General features: G+C 45.2%; 22 protein-coding genes. 10 read left to right on the forward strand and 12 right to left on the reverse strand.

All coding sequences use genetic code 11. From position 1 onward, the window contains the following. The first annotated feature begins 10 nt into the window (after positions 1-10). The 4 genes from SNR28_RS05890 to SNR28_RS05905 all read left to right on the forward strand — a co-directional run bounded on the left by SNR28_RS05890 (position 11) and on the right by SNR28_RS05905 (position 6,506). Positions 11-1,351: a TolC family protein gene (locus SNR28_RS05890; RefSeq protein ID WP_375748283.1), complete on the forward strand. Its 1,341-nt coding sequence runs from the start codon at positions 11-13 to the stop codon at positions 1,349-1,351. Further along, the gene (locus SNR28_RS05895) at positions 1,348-2,811 is read left to right on the forward strand and encodes an efflux RND transporter periplasmic adaptor subunit (protein WP_375748284.1); all 1,464 of its coding nucleotides are present in this window, start codon (positions 1,348-1,350) and stop codon (positions 2,809-2,811) included. The genes SNR28_RS05890 and SNR28_RS05895 overlap by 4 nt, the downstream gene beginning before the upstream one ends. Further along, on the forward strand, positions 2,808-5,933 hold the full coding sequence (locus SNR28_RS05900) for an efflux RND transporter permease subunit (protein ID WP_375748285.1): 3,126 nt from the start codon (positions 2,808-2,810) through the stop codon (positions 5,931-5,933). The genes SNR28_RS05895 and SNR28_RS05900 overlap by 4 nt, the downstream gene beginning before the upstream one ends. Before the next feature lie 72 nt (positions 5,934-6,005). Continuing rightward, complete coding sequence (locus tag SNR28_RS05905; RefSeq protein WP_375748286.1) at positions 6,006-6,506, forward strand: cupredoxin family protein; 501 nt, start codon at positions 6,006-6,008, stop codon at positions 6,504-6,506. Positions 6,507-6,713: 207 nt separating this feature from the next. Here SNR28_RS05905 and SNR28_RS05910 read toward each other — a convergent pair whose 3' ends face one another. Further along, positions 6,714-7,910 (reverse strand): YbfB/YjiJ family MFS transporter, encoded by a 1,197-nt coding sequence (locus SNR28_RS05910; RefSeq protein WP_375748287.1) that lies wholly within the window; start codon positions 7,908-7,910, stop codon positions 6,714-6,716. A 462-nt stretch (positions 7,911-8,372) separates the two neighbouring features. Between SNR28_RS05910 and SNR28_RS05915 the strand changes: the two genes are divergently transcribed. Both SNR28_RS05915 and SNR28_RS05920 read left to right on the forward strand, forming a co-directional pair. Continuing rightward, a complete protein-coding gene (locus SNR28_RS05915; RefSeq protein WP_375748288.1) occupies positions 8,373-9,791 on the forward strand; it encodes a PLP-dependent aminotransferase family protein in 1,419 nt (472 codons plus the stop codon). A gap of 99 nt (positions 9,792-9,890) precedes the next feature. After that, complete coding sequence (locus SNR28_RS05920; RefSeq protein ID WP_375748289.1) at positions 9,891-10,151, forward strand: hypothetical protein; 261 nt, start codon at positions 9,891-9,893, stop codon at positions 10,149-10,151. Between the two features lie 186 nt (positions 10,152-10,337). On the opposite strand, the gene SNR28_RS05925 is transcribed toward SNR28_RS05920, so the two are convergent. The 3 genes from SNR28_RS05925 to SNR28_RS05935 form a co-directional block, all read right to left on the reverse strand. Then, positions 10,338-11,540 carry an MFS transporter gene (locus SNR28_RS05925; RefSeq protein WP_375748290.1) on the reverse strand — a complete coding sequence of 401 codons (1,203 nt, stop codon included), beginning with the start codon at positions 11,538-11,540 and terminating at the stop codon, positions 10,338-10,340. Positions 11,541-11,735: 195 nt separating this feature from the next. Further along, the gene (locus SNR28_RS05930; protein ID WP_375748291.1) at positions 11,736-12,542 is read right to left on the reverse strand and encodes a helix-turn-helix transcriptional regulator; all 807 of its coding nucleotides are present in this window, start codon (positions 12,540-12,542) and stop codon (positions 11,736-11,738) included. Between the two features lie 226 nt (positions 12,543-12,768). Continuing rightward, the gene (locus SNR28_RS05935) at positions 12,769-13,308 is read right to left on the reverse strand and encodes an HPP family protein (RefSeq protein WP_375748292.1); all 540 of its coding nucleotides are present in this window, start codon (positions 13,306-13,308) and stop codon (positions 12,769-12,771) included. Positions 13,309-13,434: 126 nt separating this feature from the next. Between SNR28_RS05935 and SNR28_RS05940 the strand changes: the two genes are divergently transcribed. Together SNR28_RS05940 and SNR28_RS05945 are read left to right on the forward strand one after the other, a co-directional pair. Continuing rightward, positions 13,435-13,992, forward strand: coding sequence for a TetR/AcrR family transcriptional regulator (locus SNR28_RS05940; protein ID WP_375748293.1), 558 nt, complete (start codon positions 13,435-13,437; stop codon positions 13,990-13,992). A 275-nt stretch (positions 13,993-14,267) separates the two neighbouring features. Further along, positions 14,268-14,471 carry a hypothetical protein gene (locus SNR28_RS05945; RefSeq protein WP_375748294.1) on the forward strand — a complete coding sequence of 68 codons (204 nt, stop codon included), beginning with the start codon at positions 14,268-14,270 and terminating at the stop codon, positions 14,469-14,471. Positions 14,472-14,490: 19 nt separating this feature from the next. Here SNR28_RS05945 and SNR28_RS05950 read toward each other — a convergent pair whose 3' ends face one another. The 5 genes from SNR28_RS05950 to SNR28_RS05970 all read right to left on the reverse strand — a co-directional run bounded on the left by SNR28_RS05950 (position 14,491) and on the right by SNR28_RS05970 (position 18,612). Further along, positions 14,491-15,462 carry an ABC transporter substrate-binding protein gene (locus tag SNR28_RS05950; protein WP_375748295.1) on the reverse strand — a complete coding sequence of 324 codons (972 nt, stop codon included), beginning with the start codon at positions 15,460-15,462 and terminating at the stop codon, positions 14,491-14,493. Positions 15,463-15,579: 117 nt separating this feature from the next. Next, positions 15,580-15,900, reverse strand: coding sequence for an AzlD domain-containing protein (locus SNR28_RS05955; RefSeq protein ID WP_375748296.1), 321 nt, complete (start codon positions 15,898-15,900; stop codon positions 15,580-15,582). Then, complete coding sequence (locus SNR28_RS05960; protein ID WP_375748297.1) at positions 15,897-16,652, reverse strand: AzlC family ABC transporter permease; 756 nt, start codon at positions 16,650-16,652, stop codon at positions 15,897-15,899. Before SNR28_RS05960 ends, SNR28_RS05955 begins: the two co-directional genes overlap by 4 nt. An 87-nt stretch (positions 16,653-16,739) precedes the next feature. Beyond that, entirely contained in the window at positions 16,740-17,573 is an 834-nt protein-coding gene (locus SNR28_RS05965; protein WP_375748298.1) for an AraC family transcriptional regulator, read from the reverse strand. 109 nt (positions 17,574-17,682) lie between these two features. Continuing rightward, complete coding sequence (locus tag SNR28_RS05970; RefSeq protein ID WP_375748299.1) at positions 17,683-18,612, reverse strand: LysR family transcriptional regulator; 930 nt, start codon at positions 18,610-18,612, stop codon at positions 17,683-17,685. Between the two features lie 146 nt (positions 18,613-18,758). Between SNR28_RS05970 and SNR28_RS05975 the strand changes: the two genes are divergently transcribed. After that, positions 18,759-20,204 (forward strand): DUF1254 domain-containing protein, encoded by a 1,446-nt coding sequence (locus SNR28_RS05975; RefSeq protein ID WP_375748300.1) that lies wholly within the window; start codon positions 18,759-18,761, stop codon positions 20,202-20,204. An 86-nt stretch (positions 20,205-20,290) separates the two neighbouring features. Beyond that, positions 20,291-21,538 carry a DUF1254 domain-containing protein gene (locus tag SNR28_RS05980; RefSeq protein WP_375748301.1) on the forward strand — a complete coding sequence of 416 codons (1,248 nt, stop codon included), beginning with the start codon at positions 20,291-20,293 and terminating at the stop codon, positions 21,536-21,538. A gap of 106 nt (positions 21,539-21,644) precedes the next feature. Here SNR28_RS05980 and SNR28_RS05985 read toward each other — a convergent pair whose 3' ends face one another. Genes SNR28_RS05985 through SNR28_RS05995 form a run of 3 tightly spaced genes read right to left on the reverse strand, consistent with a single transcriptional unit; the run spans position 21,645 to position 25,042 of the window. Beyond that, positions 21,645-23,417, reverse strand: coding sequence for an FAD-binding protein (locus SNR28_RS05985; RefSeq protein ID WP_375748302.1), 1,773 nt, complete (start codon positions 23,415-23,417; stop codon positions 21,645-21,647). A 5-nt stretch (positions 23,418-23,422) separates the two neighbouring features. Next, positions 23,423-23,638, reverse strand: a complete 216-nt coding sequence (locus tag SNR28_RS05990) for a ferredoxin family protein (RefSeq protein ID WP_277822881.1) — start codon at positions 23,636-23,638, stop codon at positions 23,423-23,425. A 24-nt stretch (positions 23,639-23,662) separates the two neighbouring features. Then, positions 23,663-25,042 (reverse strand): ferric reductase-like transmembrane domain-containing protein, encoded by a 1,380-nt coding sequence (locus SNR28_RS05995; RefSeq protein WP_375748303.1) that lies wholly within the window; start codon positions 25,040-25,042, stop codon positions 23,663-23,665. Positions 25,043-25,207: the final 165 nt, after the last annotated feature.

A 25,207-nucleotide genomic window follows, 5' to 3' on the forward strand; every position in this document is an offset into this window, starting at 1 on the left:
GGAATTAAAAGTGAAAATTAAATCAGTTGCGTTAACACTTGCATTGAATGCAGTGTTGACACCTTCCTACGCCAGTGAAGGTCAATTTACTTTAAATAACATTATTGAGCTCGCGGTTGCCCGTGATCAGGGGCTCGTTCAACTCAACTCACAAGCCCTTTCGCTCAAAGAAACCGGTGTTGCCAGTGCAACCTTGATGGACCCAAAGGTTAAATTTGGTGTAGGTGGCCTACCTGTCGACAGTTTTAAGTTCGATGAAGATGCCATGACCAACATTTCTGTTGGTCTGTCTCAGCAGTTCAGCCGTGGCGCGACGCTCGATTTATCAAAAAAACAATACGAGCAGCAGGCTCAGGTTATCAATTATCAGGCGGAGCTACGAAAGCTTGATATCGCTAAAGGCATTACTCAGCTGTGGATAGAGCTTAAATATTTGATTCGAGCAAATGAGCTTACTGAAGAAATGCGTGGACTCATGCTGGAAATGAGCCAGTTCATAGAGACCAACTACTCTCTCGGTAAAAGTGAAACGCAAGACTTGCTTTATGCAGAGCTTCAGGTCAGTCAACTTGACGAGAAACTCCAGAAAAATAGGCAAATGCAACAGCGTATTCGCGCTCAACTCTCTGAGTGGGTAGAACCAGAATATGTTCAAGACGCTCAGCTAAATGCCTCTCTTGAAAGCCACTGGCAGTCACTGCTCGATATCGACAAGGTGACCGAATCAAGTTCGACGGAATATTTTGATTTGCTGGTCACTCACCCAAGAGTCAAAGCCGCAGAACAAAATATACAAAGTAAGGAAACTCAGGTGTCTATCGCTGAGCAGTCTTACACTCCTCAATTCGGAGTTGAAGTGGCGTACGCCTACAGACAGGCGAACGGAATGAATGGTCAGCCAGCATCGGATTTAGTCAGCGCTTATCTGACCATGGACATTCCCCTGTTCACCAATAAAAAACAGGACCGAAAATACGAGGCGGCTCAACATCAGGTTGGCGCAGCTAAGTCTCAAAAAGATCTCCTTCTGGTTCAGATGAATGCCAGAGTCAACACCCTGATTTCCGACAAACATAATCTGGAAGAGCGTATTCAGCGCTACCAAGAGGTGTTAGTCAAACAAGCGAAAGAACGCACTCAGGCCACTGAACGTGGGTACGAAAACAACACCGTCCAGTTTAGCGAACTGATAACCGCAGCCAGAGATGAGCTCATGATCGCGAAAGAAGAGGCGCGGCTAATGGCCGATCTGAATAACACCCAAAATGAACTTGCCTATGTTCTTAACCAATATGACCAGAACATCACCGAACTAAGTGCAGCTTATGAGCTTGAGGAGAACAATCAATGAAATCACTACCTGTAGCCACACTGGCACTGCTTATCGGTGGCGTTTTAGGTTTTGCCGGAAATCAATATTTGACGGGTGGACATGAGATGTCGTCAGGTTCTATGTCCAATTCAGTAGAAAAAGAACCACTTTATTGGGTTGCACCAATGGATCCTAACTATCGCAGAGATGCTCCGGGCAAATCTCCGATGGGGATGGACCTAATCCCCGTTTATGAAGAAGAGTCCGGAGGCAGTGCAAAGAAAGGTACGGTTAAGATTGACCCGGCAATAGAAAATAACCTTGGGGTTAAAACCGCCAGCGCCTCTTTCAATAAATTGGCACCGCAGATTGATACCGTGGGATACATCAATTTTGATGAAAGTCGTTTGTGGCAAACCAACAGCCGGGTGAGTGGTTGGGTGGAAACACTGAATGTAGATGCGGTTGGAGAGAAGGTATCTAAAGGTGATGTGCTTTTTACCCTTTACTCCCCTGAACTGGTGAAAGCTCAGGAAGAGTTGCTCAACGCCTACCGCTCAGGCCGCAAAGGGCTGGTTAATGGGGCAAGAGAGCGCCTGATTGCTCTGGGGCTGGATAAAAGCCAGATTAACCAAATTGCAAAACGAGGGCGAGCGAGCCAGAACGTGGCCATAAAAGCCCCAGCTGATGGGGTGATTGCTCAGCTGAACATTCGTGAAGGTGGCTATATTTCCCCAGCTCAAACGGTTATCAGTGCAGGGCCCCTCGATGAGGTATGGATAGATGTCGAAGTGTTTGAGCGTCAGTCTCACTGGGTCGGTGTGGGCAATAATGCCACAATGGTTTTGAGTGCCTTTCCAGGACGTAGCTGGGAAGGAAAAGTTGATTTCATTTATCCCATTCTGGATGCGAAAACACGAACCCTGCGAGTGCGCTTAAAGTTTGCTAACGAAGATGGCGCGCTTAAACCAAACATGTTCGCCAGCGTGGCACTTCAGGCAGAATCTGAAGCGCCAGTACTGACCATTCCAAGAGAATCGGTCATTCGCTCTGGAGGCATGACCCGAGTTGTATTGTCTGAGGGCGATGGTAAATACCGCTCCGCACGAATCGAGGTGGGCAGAGAAGCCGGAGAAGTTATTGAGGTGCTGACCGGACTCACTGAAGACGATAAGGTCGTGACCTCCGCTCAATTTATGCTCGACTCTGAATCCAGTCAGAGCGCAGATCTTGCCCGAATCAATGGGGTGGAAGCCGATAACCCGAGTGTCTGGGTCACTGGTGAGATAAGCATGCTAATGGCAGATTTCGGTATGTTGACCGTCAATCATGAGCCAGTCGCAGAATGGAGCTGGGATGCGGGAGAGATGAATTTCTCAGTGGATGAGGCTGTTGACTTGTCCCCCTTTTCCGAAGGGCAGCAGGTTCGTTTTCTGATCAACAAATCAGGGAATGAACCCAAATTGATCGCGCTTGAGCCAGCAGGAGGTAAACAATGATCCCTGCCATTATCAGATGGTCTCTGAACAATCGATTTGTTGTTCTAGTGTTTACTTTGTTTTTAGTCTTTGCCGGGTTGTTTAGTGTTAAGAACACGCCTGTTGATGCACTGCCGGATCTTTCGGATGTTCAGGTCATCATCAAGACAAGTTATCCGGGGCAAGCACCGCAAGTTGTTGAAGACCAAGTGACATACCCGTTAACGACAGCCATGCTGGCCGTACCGGGTGCAGAAACGGTTCGTGGCTATTCGTTCTTCGGAGATTCCTATGTTTACATCATCTTCAATGATGATACAGACATGTACTGGGCCCGATCCAGAGTACTGGAGTATCTAAGCCAGGTTGCACCAAACCTTCCTGCCGATGCCAAACCGACACTTGGGCCAGATGCTACGGGTGTGGGCTGGGTATACAGCTATGTGCTTCAGGACAAAACGGGGCAGCACGATTTATCCGAGCTTCGTAGCTATCAAGACTGGTTTTTAAAATATGAACTGCAAACGGTCGATGGGGTGTCTGAAGTGGCTACCGTTGGTGGCATGGTTAAGCAATACCAAATACAGATTGACCCTGCCAAATTGCGCGCTTACGACCTGACGCTACAGCAAGTTAATAACGCGATTAAGATGGGTACTCAGGAGACAGGTGCATCGGTAATCGAAGTGGCCGAAGCTGAGCATATGGTGCGAACGACGGGCTACTTATCCGGTATCGAAGATATCAAAGCACTCCCACTCAAGGTAACAGAGAAAGGAACCCCGTTATTACTGGGCGATATTGCCGACATCAATCTGGGACCGCAGATGCGTCGGGGTATCTCCGAGTTTAATGGTGAAGGTGAAGCTGTCGGTGGTGTTATCGTGATGCGTTTTGGTGAGAATGCCAGCGAGGTTATCGCCAACGTAAAACAAAAGCTTTCGGAGCTTCAGTCCAGCCTGCCTGAAGGGGTTGAGATTGTTGCTACTTATGACCGTTCAACACTTATCAATAAAGCGGTCGAGAACCTGTGGGAGAAGCTGGCTGAAGAGTTTATCGTGGTTGCGATTGTATGTGCACTCTTCCTGTTTCATATCCGCTCGTCGTTAGTCATTGCACTCAGCTTGCCTGTGGGTATTTTGTCTGCCTTTATCGTCATGCATTGGCAGGGCATCAACGCCAATATCATGTCACTTGGTGGTATCGCTATCGCCATTGGCGCCATGGTCGACGGGGCTATCGTGATGATAGAAAACGTGCATAAGCATATTGAACGAACCCCGTTAACAGACAAAAACCGATGGCAGGTAATTGGAAAAGCGGCTGAGGAAGTGGGCGCTCCCCTATTCTTCTCGCTGCTTATCATTACATTGAGTTTTGTTCCGGTATTCGCGCTCGAAGGGCAAGAAGGCAAAATGTTCTCGCCACTGGCATTTACCAAAACCTATGCCATGGCCGCAGCTGCGGGCTTGTCCATCACTCTGGTGCCCGTATTGATGGGGTATCTGGTTCGGGGGAAAATTCTACCTGAGCATAAGAACCCGGTTAACCGACTTCTTATCGCCTTGTATAAACCCGTGCTCAATGTCAGCCTCAAATACCCTAAGAGCATGGTACTTATCGCGCTTATCCTGATGTCATCTGCGTACATCCCTATCACTAAAATGGGTAGCGAGTTTATCCCTCCTCTAGACGAAGGAGATCTGATGTATATGCCAACAACCTATCCCGGCATTTCCATCGGTAAGGCTCGTGAGCTCTTGCAGCAGACCAACAAGCTTATTAAAACCGTACCCGAAGTGGCAACAGTCTGGGGCAAAGTTGGACGAGCAGAAAGTGCGACAGACCCGGCTCCGCTGACCATGATTGAGACGGTTATTCAGCTAAAGCCGAAAGAGGAGTGGCGTGAAGGCGTCACAACAGATTCTCTAAGGCAGGAGTTTGACAACCTAATCCAGTTCCCCGGTTTAACCAACGCATGGGTCATGCCGATCAAAACCCGTATCGATATGTTGTCGACAGGTATCAAAACACCTATCGGAATAAAAATCGCGGGTCCAGACCTGAAAGTTATTGAAGACATTGGCGCGGAGCTGGAGCCTATTCTTAATAACATCGAAGGCACAGCCTCAGTCTATGCTGAGCGTGTCGCCGGTGGCCGATATGTGGCCATTGATATCAAACGCAGACAGGCCGCCCGTTATGGCCTGAGTATCAAACAGATCCAGCAGGTTATCTCAACCGCGATAGGTGGCATGAACGTGGGCGAAACAACCGAAGGTCTGGAGCGTTATCCGATTAATGTTCGCTATCCTCAGGTATACCGAGATTCCATTGAGAAACTGCAAAGCCTTCCACTGGTGACACCAAGCGGAGCACGTATCGCACTCACGGATGTGGCGGACGTCCGTTTTGAAGATGGCCCTCCCATGATTAAAACCGAAAATGCACGCCCTAACGGGTGGGTGTTTGTCGATATCGCTGAGCGAGATCTTGGTTCATACGTCGCTGAAGCAAGGCAAGCGGTATCCGATCAACTGGCGTTGCCAGCAGGTTATTCCCTCGCCTGGTCCGGGCAATATGAATATATGGAACGAGCAAAAGCGCGGCTTAGCATCGTCACACCAGTGACCATCGCCATCATCATGTTGCTTTTGTATTTCAGCTTCAGACGCGTTGGCGAGGTCATGATCATCATGCTCACTCTGCCTCTGGCGATGGTGGGTGGACTCTGGTTGATGCACTACCTGAACTACAACTTCTCTATTGCGGTCGGTGTGGGCTTTATCGCCCTGTCTGGTGTGGCGGTAGAGATAGGCGTCATCATGCTGGTTTATCTCAATCAGGCATGGCATCACCGAAAACTTGATTTGATGGAAGACAAACAGCCTTTGACTTCACAAGACTTAAAAGAGTCGATTATCGAAGGGGCCGGACTGCGCGTTCGCCCCATCATGATGACGGTTCTTACGGTCATTATCGGTTTAATCCCAATTATGCAGGGCTCCGGAACAGGCTCTGAAGTGATGCAACGTATCGCAGCACCCATGATTGGGGGAATGGCTTCGGCCATTGTACTCACTCTTCTGGTTCTTCCAGCCATCTTTAAGCTCTGGAAACAACGCGAAGTGAACAAGCAATAGCTCACAACATGAACTAACAACACGCGCCTGATTACAGGCGCTTATTTAGCGAATACAAAACTGAGGTTTATTATGAAAAAGACACTAATCACTCTGGCACTAGTTGCTCTTTCTGGCACTGCAATTGCCGAAGAAAAACACAACCATTCTGAAATGAACAATATGAAAATGGACCACTCCAGCATGTCGATGGAAGGCATGTCTGATGTGGGTATGCCTGCGATGGGAGAAAAACCAGATAAAGTGGTTCATGTCCTTTTGTCAGACGATATGAAAATCCGTTTTAAAAAAGAGGTAAAGATTGAGTCCAACGATGTGGTTCAGTTTGTAGTGATGAACACCGGAAAAATTGACCATGAGTTCTCAATTGGTAGTGCTGCTGAGCAATTGAAGCATCGTGAGATGATGAAAAGCACGGGAAATCATGAGCACGACAGCGGTAGCGCTGTAACAGTTAAACCAGGTAAAGCGAAACAACTGCTGTGGCACTTTCATGGTGACAAAAATGTCGAGTTCTCATGCAACATACCTGGACATGCGGAAGCTGGAATGGTTAAGAGCGTAACGCTTTAGGTATACCGCTTTAAAAAATAATATTGCTATCTAAGCTTTGAGCCACGATGTATTCGAATGACAACGTGGCTCAGTATATAAAAGGGTTTCTCGTTTCGTTAGTTAGCTTCCGATACAGATAGCGGAACGAACAACTTAAGGAATGAATAGCTTAAGCGTTGGCAATCTAGCTTTATCAAAGTTACGCACTCTTATGGTGAAATTCTATTAAGTAGAAGTTTCCTCTTCTCGTATACATTCCTTTTTACCTAAAAGACTCATAGCAGCAAATAATGAACCTGTGGTTAAACATAGGGTTGCGATTGCAAAAAGAGATTCGTAACTACCGTGAGTGCTATACCATAAAGACATGGTATAGCCCGATACCGCCTGAAGAGCAGCAAAAACAAACGTTGCTACACCCCAAAACTGCTTGTGTAACTCAGCGCCAACCAAGGTATACAGAGTACCAGAAACCAGTGCTACGATAGATGGCAGCATCGCTCCGACCAGGAAAGAAGAAAGGGTGTAACTGACAAAACTTGAAGAAAAGACAGGTAGAGCGATACCAATAGTTTTGATGATGAATGCGATTAGTAGCGCTTTGCTCCAGCCTAAATGGTGGGTGACGACGCCCAATAGCAATGGTCCCAAAATCGCCCCAATACCGAAGAACATCCATTGAATCGAAGCTACGTAAGTTCCAAGCTCCTGCTCCCTAGCCAGATAATCCACCCAAAAAACGGTATGAGGAACATAACCTATCGCTTGCATCGCATAAGCGAGGATAACGAAGAGGACGCTTTTGTGGCTAAAAATATTGATTCGATTTTTCTTTGTCTTTTGGGGTTCTCTTTTTAACTCAGCCTCATTGTGATTGATGGTATGCAAAACAAAAGGCACAAACAACAGAGCAACTACACCCAGAAACATCCATGACATTGAGAGTCCGAAAAAACCGGTTATTGGCGCAATTGCTGTTGAGAGCAGTATGCCCAACCCTAACCCTGTAAAAATTAAATTGCCACCAATAGCCTGACTACTTTTAGAGAGTTGAGATAAAGATATAGATGGCCCGAGCACCATCAATAATGCGCCACTTACACCCGCCACGAATCGCCATAGTAAAAACCAATATAGGTTTCCAGGATACATGCATACAAAGTAGCTGAGTGTAATACCCAGTATCGAGCTAAGCAGTATCTTCTTTGCACTTAAAAGCCCGAGTAACTTACCCGCGGACAATGCCCCAACCAGATAACCGAGTAAGTTTGCAGTACCGATGTATGAAGCATCTACATCTGAAAACCAGCCACTTAAGACTAGCTCCGGCATGATAGATGCGAAGGCAAACCGACCGATACCAAGCCCAATAAATGTTGTCGATACACCAAATAGAAGTAACCTGATGTCTTTACTGTTCATTCTCATATCAGACTAATTGGTTTCCCCATTGCTATTTTTTAATGCGTCTCGCTCCAAATATTTGAACAGTATGTCTCTAATATGAGGCTCGTAGTATTGAACATTAGTAGTAAGTGTTCATTGCTATAACTTGTTACTCCCACTATGAATCTCAAGGACACACAACACCAAACCCTGTCTGCTGCTAGTCGGATAATGCAGACCAACCATAGGAGTCACTTGTCAACGAGCCTACTAATCAGAGTTGGTACATGCCCTGTGTATATCATTAGTCGCTCTCCCCCGGAGCCTAATCCCTGGAGAATTCAGTGTGTCTGCCCTGCTACGTTTGAGTCCATAGTGGGAGTGGTGTGAAGTATAAGTTTCCATAACAAACTATAATAGATACAATATCGAACTATATTTATATAACAGATAGCCAGATTTGTTATAACTCATTGAAAAGCAAAGTTGGAGCGAATCGTGCCTAAATATGAAAGACTTGCAAAACAGATACGTAGCCAAATTCAGGATGGGATATGGTCAGTAGGAGACAAACTACCTTCGCTACGTAAACAAACGGAATTATCTGGCTTGAGTCTGATGACCGTCATGCAGTCTTATCAGCTATTAGAAAGCCAAGGCTGGATAGTCTCTCATGCCCGATCTGGCTATGTTGTCGCACCAATCGTTCCGGTCGCTCAATCAAGTCAACCAACACTGGCTGTTGATGCTTCAGAAACTGTCGATATCAACGACTTTATATTTGATGTTCTTCAAGCTAGCCGAACTCCTAATCTCGTTAGCTTTGGCACCGTTTATCCCGATCCGAAGCTATACCCAAAGAATCAGGTTAACCGGGCACTGTCTTCTGCTGCCAGTTCTATGCCTACGTCTAGTGCTCTAGATAACTTCCCTCCAGGTAATACAGAACTAAGACACATAATCGCTAAACGGTACGCCGCTCAGGGAATGCACGTTCACCCCGACGAAATTGTCATTACATCCGGGGCTTTGGAAGCGCTGAATCTAAGCCTTCAAGCGGTGACAAAAGCAGGTGATTGGGTGGTGGTTGAATCTCCGGGATTCTACGGTGCCTTTCAGTCGCTTCAACGTCTTAATCTCCGAGCATTATCTGTAAAAACCGACCCTAATGAAGGCATGGATTTAGATTCTCTAGAAGAAGCGCTTAAGACACACAGTGTTAAAGCGTGCTGGCTAATGACAAATCATCAAAACCCAACGGGCTTTACGATGCCCAAGGAGAAAAAACAGCGCTTGATTGAGCTTCTTTCCAGGTATCAGGTTCACCTTATCGAAGACGATGTCAACAATGAGCTCTATTTCAGCAGTGATAAACCGCTCCCCGCCAAAGCTTTCGATGACAATGGGATGGTTATGCATTGTGCTTCGTTTTCTAAATCCCTTATCGCTGGCTATCGAATCGGATGGGTTGCTGCTGGCAAAATGGCGTTGAAGATACAGAAACTGCAACTGATGAGTACCCTATCTGTCAGCGCTCCGATTCAACTCGCTTTTGCTAAATACTTAACCACCAGAAACTACGAAAACCATCTGCGTCAGCTAAGACGAACTTTAGAACAACGAAAATACGAAATGTGGAAGTGCATGACGTCGAACTTCCCGTGTGATGTAAAAATTCATTATTCTGAAGGCGGTTACTTTCTATGGATAGAGCTACCCAAACATCTTGATGCAACCAAACTTTATCAGCTCGCACTGGCCGAAAACATTGGTATCGCCCCCGGCAGAATGTTTTCCATCAACCACCAGTTTGACCACTGTTTTCGCGTGAACTCGTCATTCGAATGTACGGGACAGGTTGAACAGGCGATTAAGAGGCTGGGCTGTCTGATAAAGGAGATGCAAAACAGTGAGTAAACATCTGTTATAGAAAAACTCTCAAATTCTGTATCTGTTATTTTGGTTTTTGTTTTCCTAACCTGACAGCAATTTGTGCAAGGTGTAGGTAACTTTTGAATGATTGGCTTTGATAAAGAAGGCTTCAAAAAGCCTCTGGCGGCTATCTCTTTGGTTGTAACAGGTACTATCTGGTGGTTCCTGAGTATTTACGTACTGTTCGGTGCGATAGGTTCGGGGGATTTCTATTACAAAGTATTCCAGTTGCCCGCAGGTTTACTAGTCTATTGCATTGTTGGTGCTTTCTTATTTGGATTACAGTGTGTCGTTACTGTCTCGTATTTAGCCTCCTCCACAACTCCATGTGAAAACAAATCATAGTGACAATAAAAAAAGGGCGATGATCGTAGCCCACGCACCATCCCGTGTGGCTTGCAGATGTTTCTGTTCAGCTATCTTTGATGCTATGGGCAAAAAAGTGCTTTCGAACTTTTCAATAAAACTCATATTTATTTCCCTCGTTTCAAGTTATTACTTTTTTTATTTATTAGTGTTTTCACTCATGAGTCAGGACTCATTGAGTGCAATTTTTTCTTCATGCTTTTTGTCTATTTTGCTAATCGCAAAAATGAGTATCAGCGCACAGCTGAAGGCAGGTACCATGACTAGTCCAAGTGTCTGGAATAGCAGGCTAAAACCGTTCCCTTCTGCATAGATAAGTGCGATAAGCCAATAAGCGACGGATGACACTCCAAGACCAAGTGTGTATCGCGCTGCGAAGAAACGAGAGCGCCATTTTTTGGTAGAGAATCGTCCTGTCAGCCAATCATTCACCGGTATTTGACCGAAGGTGGCGAAGAGCAAAACGGTTAAGAAAAAGATGCTGGATTCACTGCTCGCAGCGAGCAGGAGAGTTACGATCTGGGTAAAAGCTAGAATGGCTAACAGGTACTGAACCTTCATGCGTTCCATCAGTTCTCCAATGACCAACTGAGTGGAAGAAGCCAATACAAAGATCGCCGTCGCGATAGTGCCGATACTCTCCAAAGAGATATCTTTTAATAGCGGTTCTTCGGTTAACACCTTGGGAAGGGCAGTCGTAATACTGTTAAATACCAACCCACCGCATGTTGCAATTAAGACAATGCAACCAAAAACCAGAACCATGCCTCCTTTGCCAGGCATAGATAGGTTTGGTTCTTTTTTCGTGACATGTTGGCCTGATTTGGCTCGGCTAAACTTAATGTCGTAAACAATTCCACATATAACAGAAATAGCCCCAGGGAAAATAAACGCTGCTCGCCAGCTGATGGTTACTGCTAGGTAAGAAGTGACCATCGCTGCTATGGCAAGCCCCAGATTCCCAGCGATACCATTGATTGCGAGCAAGCGTCCTGTTTTTCCCGGAGTTTCATAGACAAGAGGAATACCAACCGGGTGGTAAATGGCTGCAAATAGCCCAATAAACGCGAGTGCGATACCTAACTGAGTAGGTGTATTCGTTAAGCCCGCCATAATGGAGGAAACGCCTATTCCAATAAAAAACGCAACCATCATTGGATGCCTTCCATATTTGTCCGCCAACCAACCTGATGGAAGTGCTCCTGCGCCATAAGCAAACACTCCCACGCTACCTATCTTCAAAAGGTCGTCATAAGACATTGCCCATACATCGGTTAAGAACAACACCACTGTTGGAAAGATCAATATGAAATAATGGTCCAGTGCGTGCCCGATATTGAGTAACTGAAAATGCAGTTTCTTGTTCAATTTGTACCTCCTGATATTTATGTCATGAATATTAAGAAGGTTTGAAATTGCCGAATAGATACAAAATGGTCATGTTTTTGCTCATTCAGGACATCCAATTCCGATTGCTATCTATGTCTCAATAGCGATTTCAGGACGCACTGATCCCCTTGGCGCAAAATACCAAGTTCAGCCGGTTATGCTTGTTCGCAATGTTTATTTAGAAGTGACCGTTACCAGAGCACTGCTTTCAAAGTACTGGGTAGGCGTACACCCAAAAAAGCGCTTGAACAGCATTGTGAAGTTACTCTGGCTTTGGTATCCCACATCCAGTGCGACCACACCAACAGGTTTGCCCACGGCCAATCCCCTGAGCGCGGCATGCATTCTTATCTGATGTCGACACCGGACAAAGCTCATGCTGAGTTCTTTCTCAAAGAGTCGTGTTAATGTACGTGGGCTAACGTTCAGCTCTTTTGCCCAGCGGGCTAACTCGAACTGTATGGACGGATCTTTGTATAAAGCATCAAGAATCCGCTTAACTCTTGGTTCTTCTGTGGTAGGCAGGTATAGCGGCTCCGTTGGTAACAGAGCAATTTGGTCAAACACGACCGAGACCAATCGGCCATTTGCGCCTTCTTCCTCGAAGGCTTGTGGAAGGTTGAAGATGGAAAGAATCAGTTCTTTGACCAGAGGAGAGATCTGAATAACCGTACTTGACAGAGGCGCATCAAACTTAATTGATGTGTCTATAAAAAGGCTCTTCACAAACGCATTATCGGTTATTTCTATTTTATGAAGGGTATCGTGAGGAATGTACACCGCACGCTCTGGAGGCACGACCCATATGCCCGATTCAGTGGAAACAGTAACAACACCACCGAAAACGGCAAGAAACTGATCACGTTCATGAGTATGCCAATCAGTGGTTGCCCCTTCCGGGTACTCATTAGCAATACCAAATAGCTTCTTTTCACTTCTAACAAGCTTGTTGTCGTTAATACTGTCTGTTCTAATTTTCAAAACCATTACCTCACATTCGACTCTGTTTAAGGTCGACTAACTTCAAACCAATTTATTTGCTAGCTTCCTGCGTAGGCATGTACTTCTTGATCTTATATTTAATTAGGCTTACTGATACCACTTAGCAGTAAGTTTTGTGACATTTATATCAGAAAGCTAAATCTGGCTTATCTGAGATAAATATTGTCTTAAATTTTCTTTTCATGTCCCCTGTTAATCGTACTGACTAGCCGTTGGATTGAGTGCCTTTAGCGCTGCTGCCATACCAATAGAGCGGCCATTTGGCAGGCGAAGATGTATTGTTGACGATTGTTGCAATGCATACCAAAGCGACACTGCCTACCAGTACCGGTGTGATGAGAAAACTGAAATCTACAGCAACGGTTCCGGCCAAAATGATCACTATCGGGTTTGCACCTGCAGGTGGGTGAACCATTCGAAGAAGCTGCATAAGCACAATGGCGAATCCAACCGCCAGGGACATCACGTATATCGAGTCACCAAAAGCATAAAGAGCAATCAAGCCGACTAACGCTGCTACAAAGTGACCCCCAATCACATTTCTTGGTTGCGCCAAGGGCGACGATGGAACGGCGAATAGCAATACACATGTCGCTCCAAAAGGAGCCATCAGCCAAGGCGTGCCTGAGTATTGTCCAAGCAGGCTTAACACCAATATTCCAAGTGTTCCTCCAATGAACCCTTTTGCTAACTGCAATCCAGTCGATTTAGGCGGAAGTACTCCACCACCATTTAGTTTTCTCATTTCAATTCCTAACTCAAAACCAAACTCAAACTCATAGTGTACAGATCTGTACACTCTCGACACAAATGATACAGATCTGTACACTTTACTCAAGCAAAAGATCTGAAATTTGTAATTGAGGTAAAAGTGAGCAAGAAAGAACACATCATGGATACTGCGGAAGCGCTATTTAATGAACACGGCTATACAGCGGTAGGAGTCGATCTCATTCGCGATACCGCTCAGGTATCTAAAACTTCGCTCTACAGACACTTTTCATCTAAAGCTAAGTTGATTGAGGAAGTTTTAATCCGAAGACATCAAAGGTTTGAGACCAGTGTAGATAAAGCGTTGCAAGGCCAGATCACAACCGAAACTCAGTTGGATTCGCTGCTTGACTGGCATTTTAATTGGTTTGATCAGCCCCACTTTAAGGGCTGTATGTTTATGCATGCGTTAGCGGAGTTCAAAGAATCTGAAGAAAATATTTCTGAGCTCTCCAGACAACATAAGATTTGGTTGAAAAATGTTGTCACTGATGCGCTGAAGAAAAACGACAAACTGACATCATCATGCATTAACAAGCGATCTGAGTCGATCATGACTCTAATTGAAGGGATGATTGTTCGAAGTGAGTTTGAAGATACTACCGCGTATCGGAAGAACTATCGTGAACTTGTTCACCATATCTCATCGTCAATTTAGTATATAGCTCACCTGAAATGGATTTACTTTTATCTTCACTGGCAAATTATTGCTATTCGATTTATATCGATTTTTCTCTGAATAAAAGATGAATAGAATTGCGCAAAATCATGCTTTTCATCGTGTATACATGAATATTACATAAAACATGTGATGTTATCGGTATTATTTCATCATTGGCTCATTATGATCGCACAAAAATTATACTACTCGCTATCTAATCCACTTTCATCGACTAAAATAGTGTGTAGTGTAAAGAAACGGGGGAGAAACCTATGTGCAGAGAGCAGATCAAGGAAGCGCTGGACAAGATCATTTACCTGACGGAATGCGAACCAATAAAGTTAACCGTTACCAGCATGATACCTGACGACGTTCGAGTAACTTATACCGACGAAGATCAGTGCCAGACAGAATATATGTACAGTCAAGGAGAGTTATTTTTGCTTAATGAGGGTACTCAATCCGTACTCAAATAGGTTTCTCTATCAAGTTGATCTATTCAACATACTCTGACTGTTGAGCAATATATGGGGGTAAAGTAATCCCCCATTTTTGTAACTGGCTTTTACTGAACATAAACTGTCCCTGCCCACCAATCATCGGCCTCGCCTGATTCCGTTTTCCTTCTAACATCTGAATAGCCAATTGGCCGGCAAGCTTACCTTCTTCATAACCAAAAATGACATAACCACCAATATTCTTAGTAGGGCCAACTGAAAAGTCCCAGAATCCGAAAGGTGGCAAGGGCGAGTTAATACTTGTCCATTCAATCACTTCTTCTGGATTAACATGCTTTCCTTGTTCATCCGTAAGAGTGTGGTATAGCCCGGCAACAATCGCATCGTACCCTGCTACTTTTGCTTCTAGCACCTCAGACTGCCACTGTTTATAGCTCCCTATTAACTTCAGGTCGATATGAATTCCCGCCAAAGTGATGGAGTCATTCCCGTAGAAAAAGTCTTCCTTTAAAACCTTACTCGTCTCTTTAGAATCGAAAAGCAACAACATACGTTTTAGAGGAATAATTTTTTTTAGCATCAGAATAGAGCGCAGCAGCAACGGCCGTTCAATGACACCTGAAAAGTTCGGTGCGTCTGCCACACCATACTTTCTGGGATTGGCATTGATACCAAGATAAACAACAGGCGTGGCTGTATTCACGAACTTGCGTCCAAGATATTTTAAAGCGTTGTCATCCGCTAAAATAACCAATGAGGGATTGAGTGATATATACATTTCCCATGCTTTATCAGCACGAGACTGATACATAGATTCGGGGAGTCGCTTTGTATCCATTTCAAAGTAAACAAGCTCATGGTCAGCGCCAAGAACCTCTTCAAGCCCGCGCTTGTAACTTTGATCCCATAGATACTCAGCGTGATAGCTTTCTACGACATAAATAACATCCGCACGAGCAACAAAACTAGTGAATAAAAGGCAAAGAAACAGCTGAAAATATTTCACCATGATTCGCCACCCCCCCTTTATATAAGGTAGTTGCCAACCGATGACTTCGCGAATTTACAGACAGTTTCTAAGATTTATTTTGCTTGTTTTGTTCTGTCAGCTACAAATAATTTTAGTTTAATGCGGCAATACAACAAGGTTCAGCAACAGAAACAGAGCCATGCTCACAATGATGGTAAGTAACAAATTCCTTGTCTTTAACATAAATAATGCGGCTGCAAACGCACTGATTAGATATGGGTTTACGGCACTCAGCCATAAATCACCTTCTGGAGCAAAAACAATGGGAGCCCAGATAGCCGTTAATACTGCAGGACTGGAGTAACTCAAAAATCGCTTCATTCCATGGGTCAGCTTAAGAGGTACGCTGGGCTCAAGAAATAGATAACGACTGATGAAAACGATTAGTGTCATCAAAAGAATAGTTGTCATAATCATATTTCTCTCCCCTCTTCTTCCTGATTCAAAAACTTAGACCGAGCGTTTCCTCTTCCACTAAACATAACCTCACATAAATAGCCTGCAACCATTCCAGAAACTGAAGCAAACATGAGCGCCCCTTCCACGTGAAGAATGTATAGAGCCACGGATAAGACTAGAGAAACCACGACAGATACCAATACGGGTATGGATTTAATCAGTGGTAAAACCAACGCAATAAACATGGCAGCCACTGCGAAATCGAGACCTATTTCGTTTAATGCCGGGATATAGCTACCAGCAACAATGCCAGCAAAACTCGCTAGATTCCAAACAAGGTAAAAACCGCCACCCACACCGGCTGCATACCAACGATTAAACTCTTTATCTGACTGACTATTACAGATAGCAAACAGCTCATCCGTTAACCAAAACCCAATAAGCAAACGCCAGCGTGTCGGAAGGTTCTTTATCTTCTCCCGCATAGAAACGCTATATAAGAAGTGACGGGAAGTGATGAAAAACGTTGTCAGAAGCATGGCACCAAGTCCTATACCCGCTTTAAACATGCCTGCAGCGACGAGCTGGGCAGAACCTGCAAATAAGATTGCTGACATTGCCTGAGCTTCTAGTGGAGTAAGTCCCGCATCGATGGCATAGGAACCCGCCAGGATCCCCCAGGGAATGACAGCGAGACTCAATGGCATAACAGCTAAAATCCCTTTCGTTAGCTCCTTTCCTCTTTGAGATTGAGCTTTATGAACGCTCATAACGATTCCTCACAATTTTCTTTTTTTATTAATCTAGAGTCGGAAAGACAAACACGATTGTACATTCTTGCTATTTAGAGTGGTTTTCTAAAGCATCTTCACGTACTGCCCAGGTGTATAACCATTCGCTTTTTTGAAATGACGATGAAAGTGGCTCTGATCGTGAAAACCACACTCCTGAGCAGTATCTGAAATGGTATGCCCTTGCTTTAGGAGTTTTCTCGCCAATCTGAGTCTCGCTTGGATCTGGTACGCGTGTGGCGGTAAACCAAACTCTTTTTGAAATGAGCGAGCGAGATGATATGGACTAAGAGAAGCTAAGTTAGCCAGATCTTCAAGAGAAACGTCTGCTTGTGGAAAGTCATCCAAGAATTCCTTCACTAACCTCAGTTGCCGTTGAGCTTTACCATGCTCAATTGGCTGGATTCGCGATTTTCCGTGCTTAGCAATTAACTTAACCAACGCTCCGTATATTAATGTTTCACGCAGCAATCGGTTATCGGAGTCTTCTATGTTGTTAAATACCAACCTCAACTGGTTGGCAAGATCCGGGTCTGACACAACTGCACTCGGGAAATACGGTGCGCCATAGTTACCCAAGCTAAGTTCATTCGTTAGCTTTTCAAGTTGTTCAGGAACCGGATACATGGCTCGATAGGCCCAGCCACCTTCGGTCGCAGAATGACCACTATGAACCTCATCAGCATTCACCAGAATGATGGTGTCTTGTGGAGCAACATGATGCCCACCCGTCCTGTAAAAACGCTGTGCACCGTTTTCAATCACACCTATGGTATAGCCTTCATGGCTATGGCGAGAAAAGTTTTGCGTTTCGTATTCGGCATCAAGAATCTCAAGACCACCCAACTCCTGAGTGATCTTGTAATCTGCTTTTTCCTTGCATTTTTTCTTTTCTGTCATGACGCCCAATCTTTACCGAACCACGTTTCAGATTAGTTTAGCCTACACCCGTAACATTATTTTGTACAAAATAGCGCATTCAGAAAATGAATGCTTATTACCTTTTCGATTATTTAACCACCATATCCTGAGTCACCTCACGAAAGAGCTGTAAAAACCATTTATGTAACGGACTCTGCCGAAAGCGATAATGGTTGAAGACAGAGAATTCGACTGGCTTGGGTTGAAAACTATCCTCAACCTCAAGTGAAGTAAGTTGTGGGAACAAATCTCTGGAAAGGTATGCTGATGCAGGAAATATCGCGTCACTGCAAGCGGCGATCTCAGCCAGTGCCGTAATGGATTCGGAACGAAAATCTATCTGAAGCTCTTCTCCATCTTTGGCCCCAAGCGTTTTTATTAAGGGCACCTGCTCATTCCAATCCGGAACAATAGCACTCACCATTGGGTATTGGGCAAGATCAGCGCTTGTACACTCGCGCTCAACCAGTGGATGATCTTTTCTGGCTAGCAGTTGAAATCGATCATAGGCAAGCGTTGTGCGTATGATTTCCTTAGGTACGTCCGATGAATAGTAGGTAATCCCCATATCCAGCTCACCATTTCTTAGCCTGGCCACAGAATCTTTACTCCAGCTTTCTATATACAAATTGATATTTGGAGCAGATTCACGAATTCTAAGATGCAGCTGCGCTGGTAACGAAACTGACAAGAAGTTGTTCATGGCAATTTTGAGCGTTGCTGTGTGTGTAGATGGGTCGAACACCTGAAGCTCATTGATCAGATCATCGAGAGACTCCATGACAAAAGGGAGCTTGTCGCATAGAAGCTGCCCCTTTTCCGTTGGCGTCAGGCCATCTCTTGTCCGGACAAATAACTCATCATCAAGCTGATTTCTCAAGCGGGCCAGTGAACGACTCACCGCCGGCTGTGTCATACCCAGGCGCTTTGCCGCCAGTGTCGCTTTACGCTCTTCCGAAAGTACTTTAAATACTTTGAGCAGATTCAAATCCAGGTTATGAAGGGCCGTTCTGTCCATACTGTTGTTCCAGTTCAGTCGCTGATTTACCAGCCAGCACTATATCACTTTTGGTATATCCGCAATAATGTTCCAGATCTTGTTGGGAGCCGAAGCAAAGAATAATCTATACCCCATGACATCTTTGGTTACTAACAGGCAATCATATGAAAATTAAAACATTAGCAACTATTATCAGTCTGACTCTGGTAGGTACCTCTGCGATAAGCCTCGCTTCAGAAGCAACTCAAATTGCTCCTCTGGCTCAACCATCACATCAGGTTAATATGCCGATTGCGTATGCACAGAGCATCGCAAAACAGGCATATCTTTGGGGATGGCCAATGGTAAATCAGGCTAATCGTCGCGCTTCGATCACTCAGGCCCCTTATCCCGGACATCTGGCGGGAGTTTTACCTGTTGCTAACCAGGGCCATATCGCTATGTTGAATGACTACATCAACCCCGGCCAGTCATTTGTTACCTGTCCTAATCAGGATGTTGTTTACGGCCTTGGCTTTTTCTCTCTTGATGAGCAACCTGTGGTTATTCAGGTTCCGGACTTTGGCGATCGTTTTTGGGTTTACGCCTTATACGATCAACGTACTGATCAGTTTGGCCATCTTGGCAAACCATATAAAACGGAGCCCGGCTTTTACCTGATTGCAGGTCCTAACTGGAAGGGTGAAGTGCCGGAAGGAATCAATGCGGTCGTTCGTTCCAGCACGGAATTTGCCAACATTATTCCACGTGTATTTATGGATAATACAGAAGCCGACAGAGAAGCAATCCAGCCACTGGTTAATGAGATTGTTGCCTACCCGCTAACCGAGTTCAACGGCAAAGTGAAGCACACTAACTGGGCCAAAGCACCTGTTATACCAGCACCTAAATCAGATGGTGAAACAAAGTGGGTAGTACCTGAGAAGTTCTTTGACCAGCTGGGAGGGGTACTGGATTCCGTTCCTCCGCTACCGGGAGAAGAGGCGATGTACGCTAACTTCCGCGCTCTGCTGGCAGCTGCAGAACAAAGCCCGGAGATTAAGCGAGCTATTACACAAACCGCGGTTGAACTGGACGAGAAAGTTGTCAGCGAGTTTTTCAAATGGAAACACAACGGTGTACCCGCAGGTAACGGCTGGAACCGCTCGAAGAACAACGCTCAGTGGGGTATCGATTATTACAACCGTCTGGGTACCGCAAAGTCAAACATGTTTGATAACCGTCCGTCAGAGACGCAATATTTCTACACAGATGGTGATAGCAAAGATATCCAGTTAGATGGTGCTAACAGCTACAAGATCACATTCGAAAGGGGCGAGCTCCCACCCGTAAATGGCTTCTGGTCGATGACCATGTACAACAAACATCATATGTTTAATCCAAACGAGCTGGAAAGATATTCACTGGGTACCAAAAATAAGGCTTTGAAATATAACGAAGATGGCTCGTTAACGCTTTATGCAGGTCACAAGAGCCCTGGTAAAAAATTAGAGAGTAACTGGCTACCAGCACCTGATGGTACATTCTCGCTTTACATTCGCGCGTACTGGGGCAAAGAAGCCATTCTCGATGGTAGCTGGAAACCACCCGTTATATCTCAGGTTAAATAGTCAGATTAACTAAGCTGAGCAACAGATTGAACCAACACAAGGTTGGGTTGGTTCTCAATTTATCGAGTTTTAAAAGGTAAAACATAATGACCAGATTAAACAGGTTCCTGACAACCGGGCTTTCAATCATCGCACTAACGTCAACATATGCATCTGCGCAGCAGTTAACTGAACCTACTGCCGCCGAGTACACTGGATACCGAATTACTCATCATATGGATGCAACCATCAAACATATTGAAAATTTCGGCCTCAATACCTTCGATCATCCGCCGATTGGTGACTACCGTTCGTTTGTGATTACTCCTGCACTTGATCACTTCTACTCTAAGGCGGTAGCCGACCTGAGGTATGGTCCCGCGGTTGTGGAAACGCCTGCAAGAGATGATCGTTACGGCAGCATTCAGGTATTTGATATGGAGCACTACACCATCTTCGACAAAGTCACAGACAAAGAGGGTGAGCGCATTGTTCTGGTACATGAGGATTACAAAGGTAAACTGCCTTCTGGAACCGTGGTTAAAACCAAGTCCTATTTCCCGTTTGTTTTCATTCGCACCCAGTCATTTAACTTTAATGATGACAAACTTGCAGATGCCATCAGACATCAGGCAAAAATCTACGGCGTGGTTGATGATGTAGAGCTGCCTAATACTTCTGAGCCACAACAAGTGTTGCAGTGGACATATGACAATAAAACTCACTACAAACAGAGTGAAAAGCTGATTGAAAAAGCGATTGCAACTTATGACGCAGAAGCACATAAAAAGGCATATGCATATCTAGCCGACTACGCTTCATCGGGTCAGGTAGTTGGTAATCCAGGCATGTTTGAGGATATCGACGATCCAAAAGGCGGGGATCTTAAGATCCGCGCAACGGGGACTCTACTTGGTCATCTTGGTTTCCCGGTACATCACGCTTATTATCAAAACGTAGCTGTTGACGAAAAGGGGCGCAGACTGGAAGGTAAAAATGGCCCGTTTAAGGTCACGCTGCCTTACAAGCCGGGGGTTGGTCAGTTCTGGTCAGTAACTCGCTACGGCTCAGATACCTTCCTGCCACTCAACCCGGCAGAGATTGGTGGTAATGATATCCAGTCATACAACGCTTACAATACTCAGCCAGACAAGGATGGTAATGTAACCTTTACGTTCAGTACTAAAGATCCGAAAGATGGTAGTTACTGGATGCCGGTTAAAGAAGATGGGTACTACTTTGTCGTGCGCTACTACCAGCCGACAACGAAACTTAATGGTAATACCGCGTTTGATAAGATTTATGGTGATACTAAGTTGAAAGGCAAGTTCAAGGCTATAACGTTCTCGAAGTAAATCTTACAAATAGCAAACCTTACAAAAATATAGCGGCGTCTTCTCTGACGCCGCTTTTTATATCTGTTTTGGTTGATTTCTATCCGTTTAAACAAGCTCTATCTTTTTAACTAAGCTCAGGCCAGTTATCAAATGGTTGCTTCTGGAACTGCATTTCACCATTGTCATCTTTATAGAGATTCAGCCATGCTTGCCAGTTTTCGTAGTCAATCTCAGGGTAATCAAGGCGATAGTGGCTACAACGGCTTTCGGTGCGAAGCATAGAAGCCTTCAACTTCATTTCCGCTGACACAATCATGTTCTTCGTTTCATGAGCTAATCTTAAACTATGACGGTCCTCTGCCAACAGCATTGGGGCGTGATGCTCTTTAAGCTCTTCCACATAAGCCAGTGCACCCTGCATCATCCGCTCTTTCTTAATATAAAGTACGAAGTTGGGAATCATCACCCCCTGAAGCACCTGAGTGACCCACGCCGGGCTATACCCTAACTCTCTTTTTAGTGGAGCCAGGATCTCTTCTTCAATCTGCATCTGCTTTGATTTGCTAACCTGAATCTGCTCTACAGACTGACTCGCCTTCGCTGCCGCTTCGCCTGCGAATGTACCTTGTACTGCCGAGCCCGCTAACGAGCCACCAATTTGAGTATAGATACCACCAGACATATAAGAACCCAATGCATCCCCTGCGGCGTATAGCCCGGGAATCGTGCTTAAGCCCGTTTCATCAACAGGTACCAGCCCTTCCGCTTTATGAATGGCCATACCTGCTGTAGAGCCACCAACACGGTCACTGCTCATCCCCGGAGGGCCTGATCGTTTCGCTTTGCCGAACAGTGAGAACAGCCCCGTTTCCTCTGGTGGTCTTGGCGGTGGGCCTGACTGCCTAAAAGCTTCTGGCACAAAAGGCCCTTGAGAGTATCGATCGTTGTCTTCTTTAGGTGGTGGCCCGTCTGGTCGCCCTTCGCCTGGAGGAGGCCCCATCGGCTTAGCACCACCATTTACATAAGCTTCATAGTTAAGATCAACACCAAGATGATGATTTACCTGAACGCCGGTAATACCCGGTTTCTCCTCAATCTGGCCATCCCAGTTGTCATAACAGGAGCCCGAGTTTTCTGCCGATGCAGGGTGTCCATCATTCCACTCTTTACCTGTTACCACAGCACCGATGTCATAGGCCATAATCGTTCCGTCATGGGTGACATCGCACATAGGAAAACCATTAGGTTTAAAACCGCCCGAACCAGTACACAACACCACTGTTTTCGCGTGATAAAAAATAACCTTATTCTCATCCATGCTAAAGCCTGCGGCACCTACAACACGTCCCTGCTCCTTCATCAGATGCGTAACCATAATCCGCTCTTGCAGAGGTATGTTTCGCTCTTCCATTGGACGCATAAACGACTTGTTATATAGGGGGGAATCAAAGAATCCCCATGATCTGAGCTCTTCAACTCTATCAGCAGAGTGTTCCGCGAGCTGTCGGGTAAATACCGGGTTGTTGGTACCAATAGCCGACTCTGAAACCTTCGCGACAAACTCATCGATGCTCATCTTTGCGTTTTCTTTGTCATAGCTAAAAATACCCTTAGCGAACGGGGTAAGACCGGAGCTACCCAACCGACCTTTAGAAACCATCAATACTTGAGCTCCGGCATCGTGTGCTTTAACCGCCGCGAACAAACCAGCCATGCCTCCACCAATGACCAGTACATCGGTCTCGTGTGACTCCTGGGTAAAGCTATTTGCATCAATTTTGGGTTGGTTCTCGACCGGAGAATCGGCGAAAGCCATTGATGCAAATGCGGATGCACCTATCACACCACCAGCAACGCTTATAAACTGGCGTCTGGACATATCCATTTTATTGCTCATGTTCATTACCTCCAGGAAACCATGACTGGCAGTGTTTTTTCAGGTGTAATAGTGATGGCACCTACCGGACAGTAGAGTCTGCATAGATGGCAGATCTGGCAGTCTTCCGGATAGGCAATCACCGCTTTTTTCTTTTTATCGTCGAACTGAATCACATCCGTGGGACAACTTTCCACACAGGTTTTGCAACCTATACAACCGGAAATCTGACTAATTGGCATATCTGTTACCTCTAAAACCTGTGATTAAAATGAAAGTTGTTCGTAGTGAACATTGGAAGCAGGAACATTCAGTTGTTTCAGGCTCTTTTTCACCCCTGAAATCATCGCTTCAGGGCCACATAAGTACACTGTCCAGTCGCCTGTATGTGCTTGGTGAAGCGTCTGGCCGATACAGGCCTTGTCGATAACACCCTGATGTACCCCTTCCAGATTCGATTCCTCAACACACACAAGCTGTTGGCCGAAGTCATTCATTGTCCCTTCAAGCGACTTTATTTCGTCCTGAAGCACCATTTGATCGTAGTTGCCATTGCCGTAGATCAAACGCACCGGGCGTTGTTCATTGCGGGAGGCCAGTTCTCTTAACAAACTAAGCATTGGCCCGATACCCGCACCACCAGCAATCAAGGCGATGGCATCAGACTTATCACTCTCAGCCAGGCTAAGGCTTCCGTATGGGCCATCTATATAAACGTTTTGTCCGACCTGCAACGTGTCCAGCGACGAGGTATAGTCGCCCAGCTCGCGGATAATCATTGAGATATTGGGAAGATCTTTTTTGCAAGACGCGATAGAAAACGGGTGTTCATTCATGTTGAAAACAGATCCGGATGTATTCATCCAGACAAACTGACCAGCTTCAAAATCGAAATCACTTTGGCTTTTCAGAGTGACCTGCCAATCTCTGCTACTCACCTTTTCGGTACTGACTAAAGTAAATGGAGTAGCATTTATGCGAAGTTTTTTGACAAATGAGTTGTAGAAAACAAGAAACACAGACACCCCACAAAGTGTCCACCAAAGATTGTTAAACTGAGTTTCAAACTGACCGTGGCTCCCGACGCTAGTAATGTGCAAAGTTGCAAGCACAGCAATAACAACAAAGCCGATAAGATGAGTAAGACGCCACATCTCATAGCTCATTTTCAGTTTGTTCTTAAATACGGCCATCAATACCCAGGTAACCATCGCAACCCAGGCCAGAATCCCCGTTAACATCTGTGGAGCGGTAATCACCTCTACAACACTCGTAAGGCCATCGGTAAATGCCTGTTGAAAACGTGGAGCCAAAATCAAGATTGGGTGAAGGAGAAAGAAAGCACCAATCCACTGCCCTACTGTCTTATGTTTCGACATGCTCCAGTCTATATTGGCAAACAAAGCTAGCTTTCTAACCCGGCTACCCAAAGGAAATTGCACAAAAAAAGCCATCATCGCAATAATATTTAACATTCCCAGTATGCTGATATATGCACCCTTATCGTTCATATCCAGCGTATAGGTAGCAAGAAACGGTACTACCAACAGGGCAAAGTAACCCACAAACATTTTCCAGTTTCTTCTGTTAACAAGCGACGTCAGTCGATTTGTTGATGCACCCAGAGAAATTGCTTTTGTATTCATAAGCCTATCCAGTGTTTTATATGATTTGAATTTGCTGACAACAAATCCATAGTTTTTATCTGGATATACACTACTGAAAAAGGTTGGAGGGAATGTGGAGAAAAGATGGAGTCTTATTAGTCCATTGCCCTATAGATAAACAGAGAGAGGCTATAGAAAAATATG

The sequence above is a fragment of the Vibrio iocasae genome (assembly GCF_042245395.1).
Taxonomy (GTDB): Bacteria; Pseudomonadota; Gammaproteobacteria; order Enterobacterales; family Vibrionaceae; genus Vibrio; species Vibrio iocasae.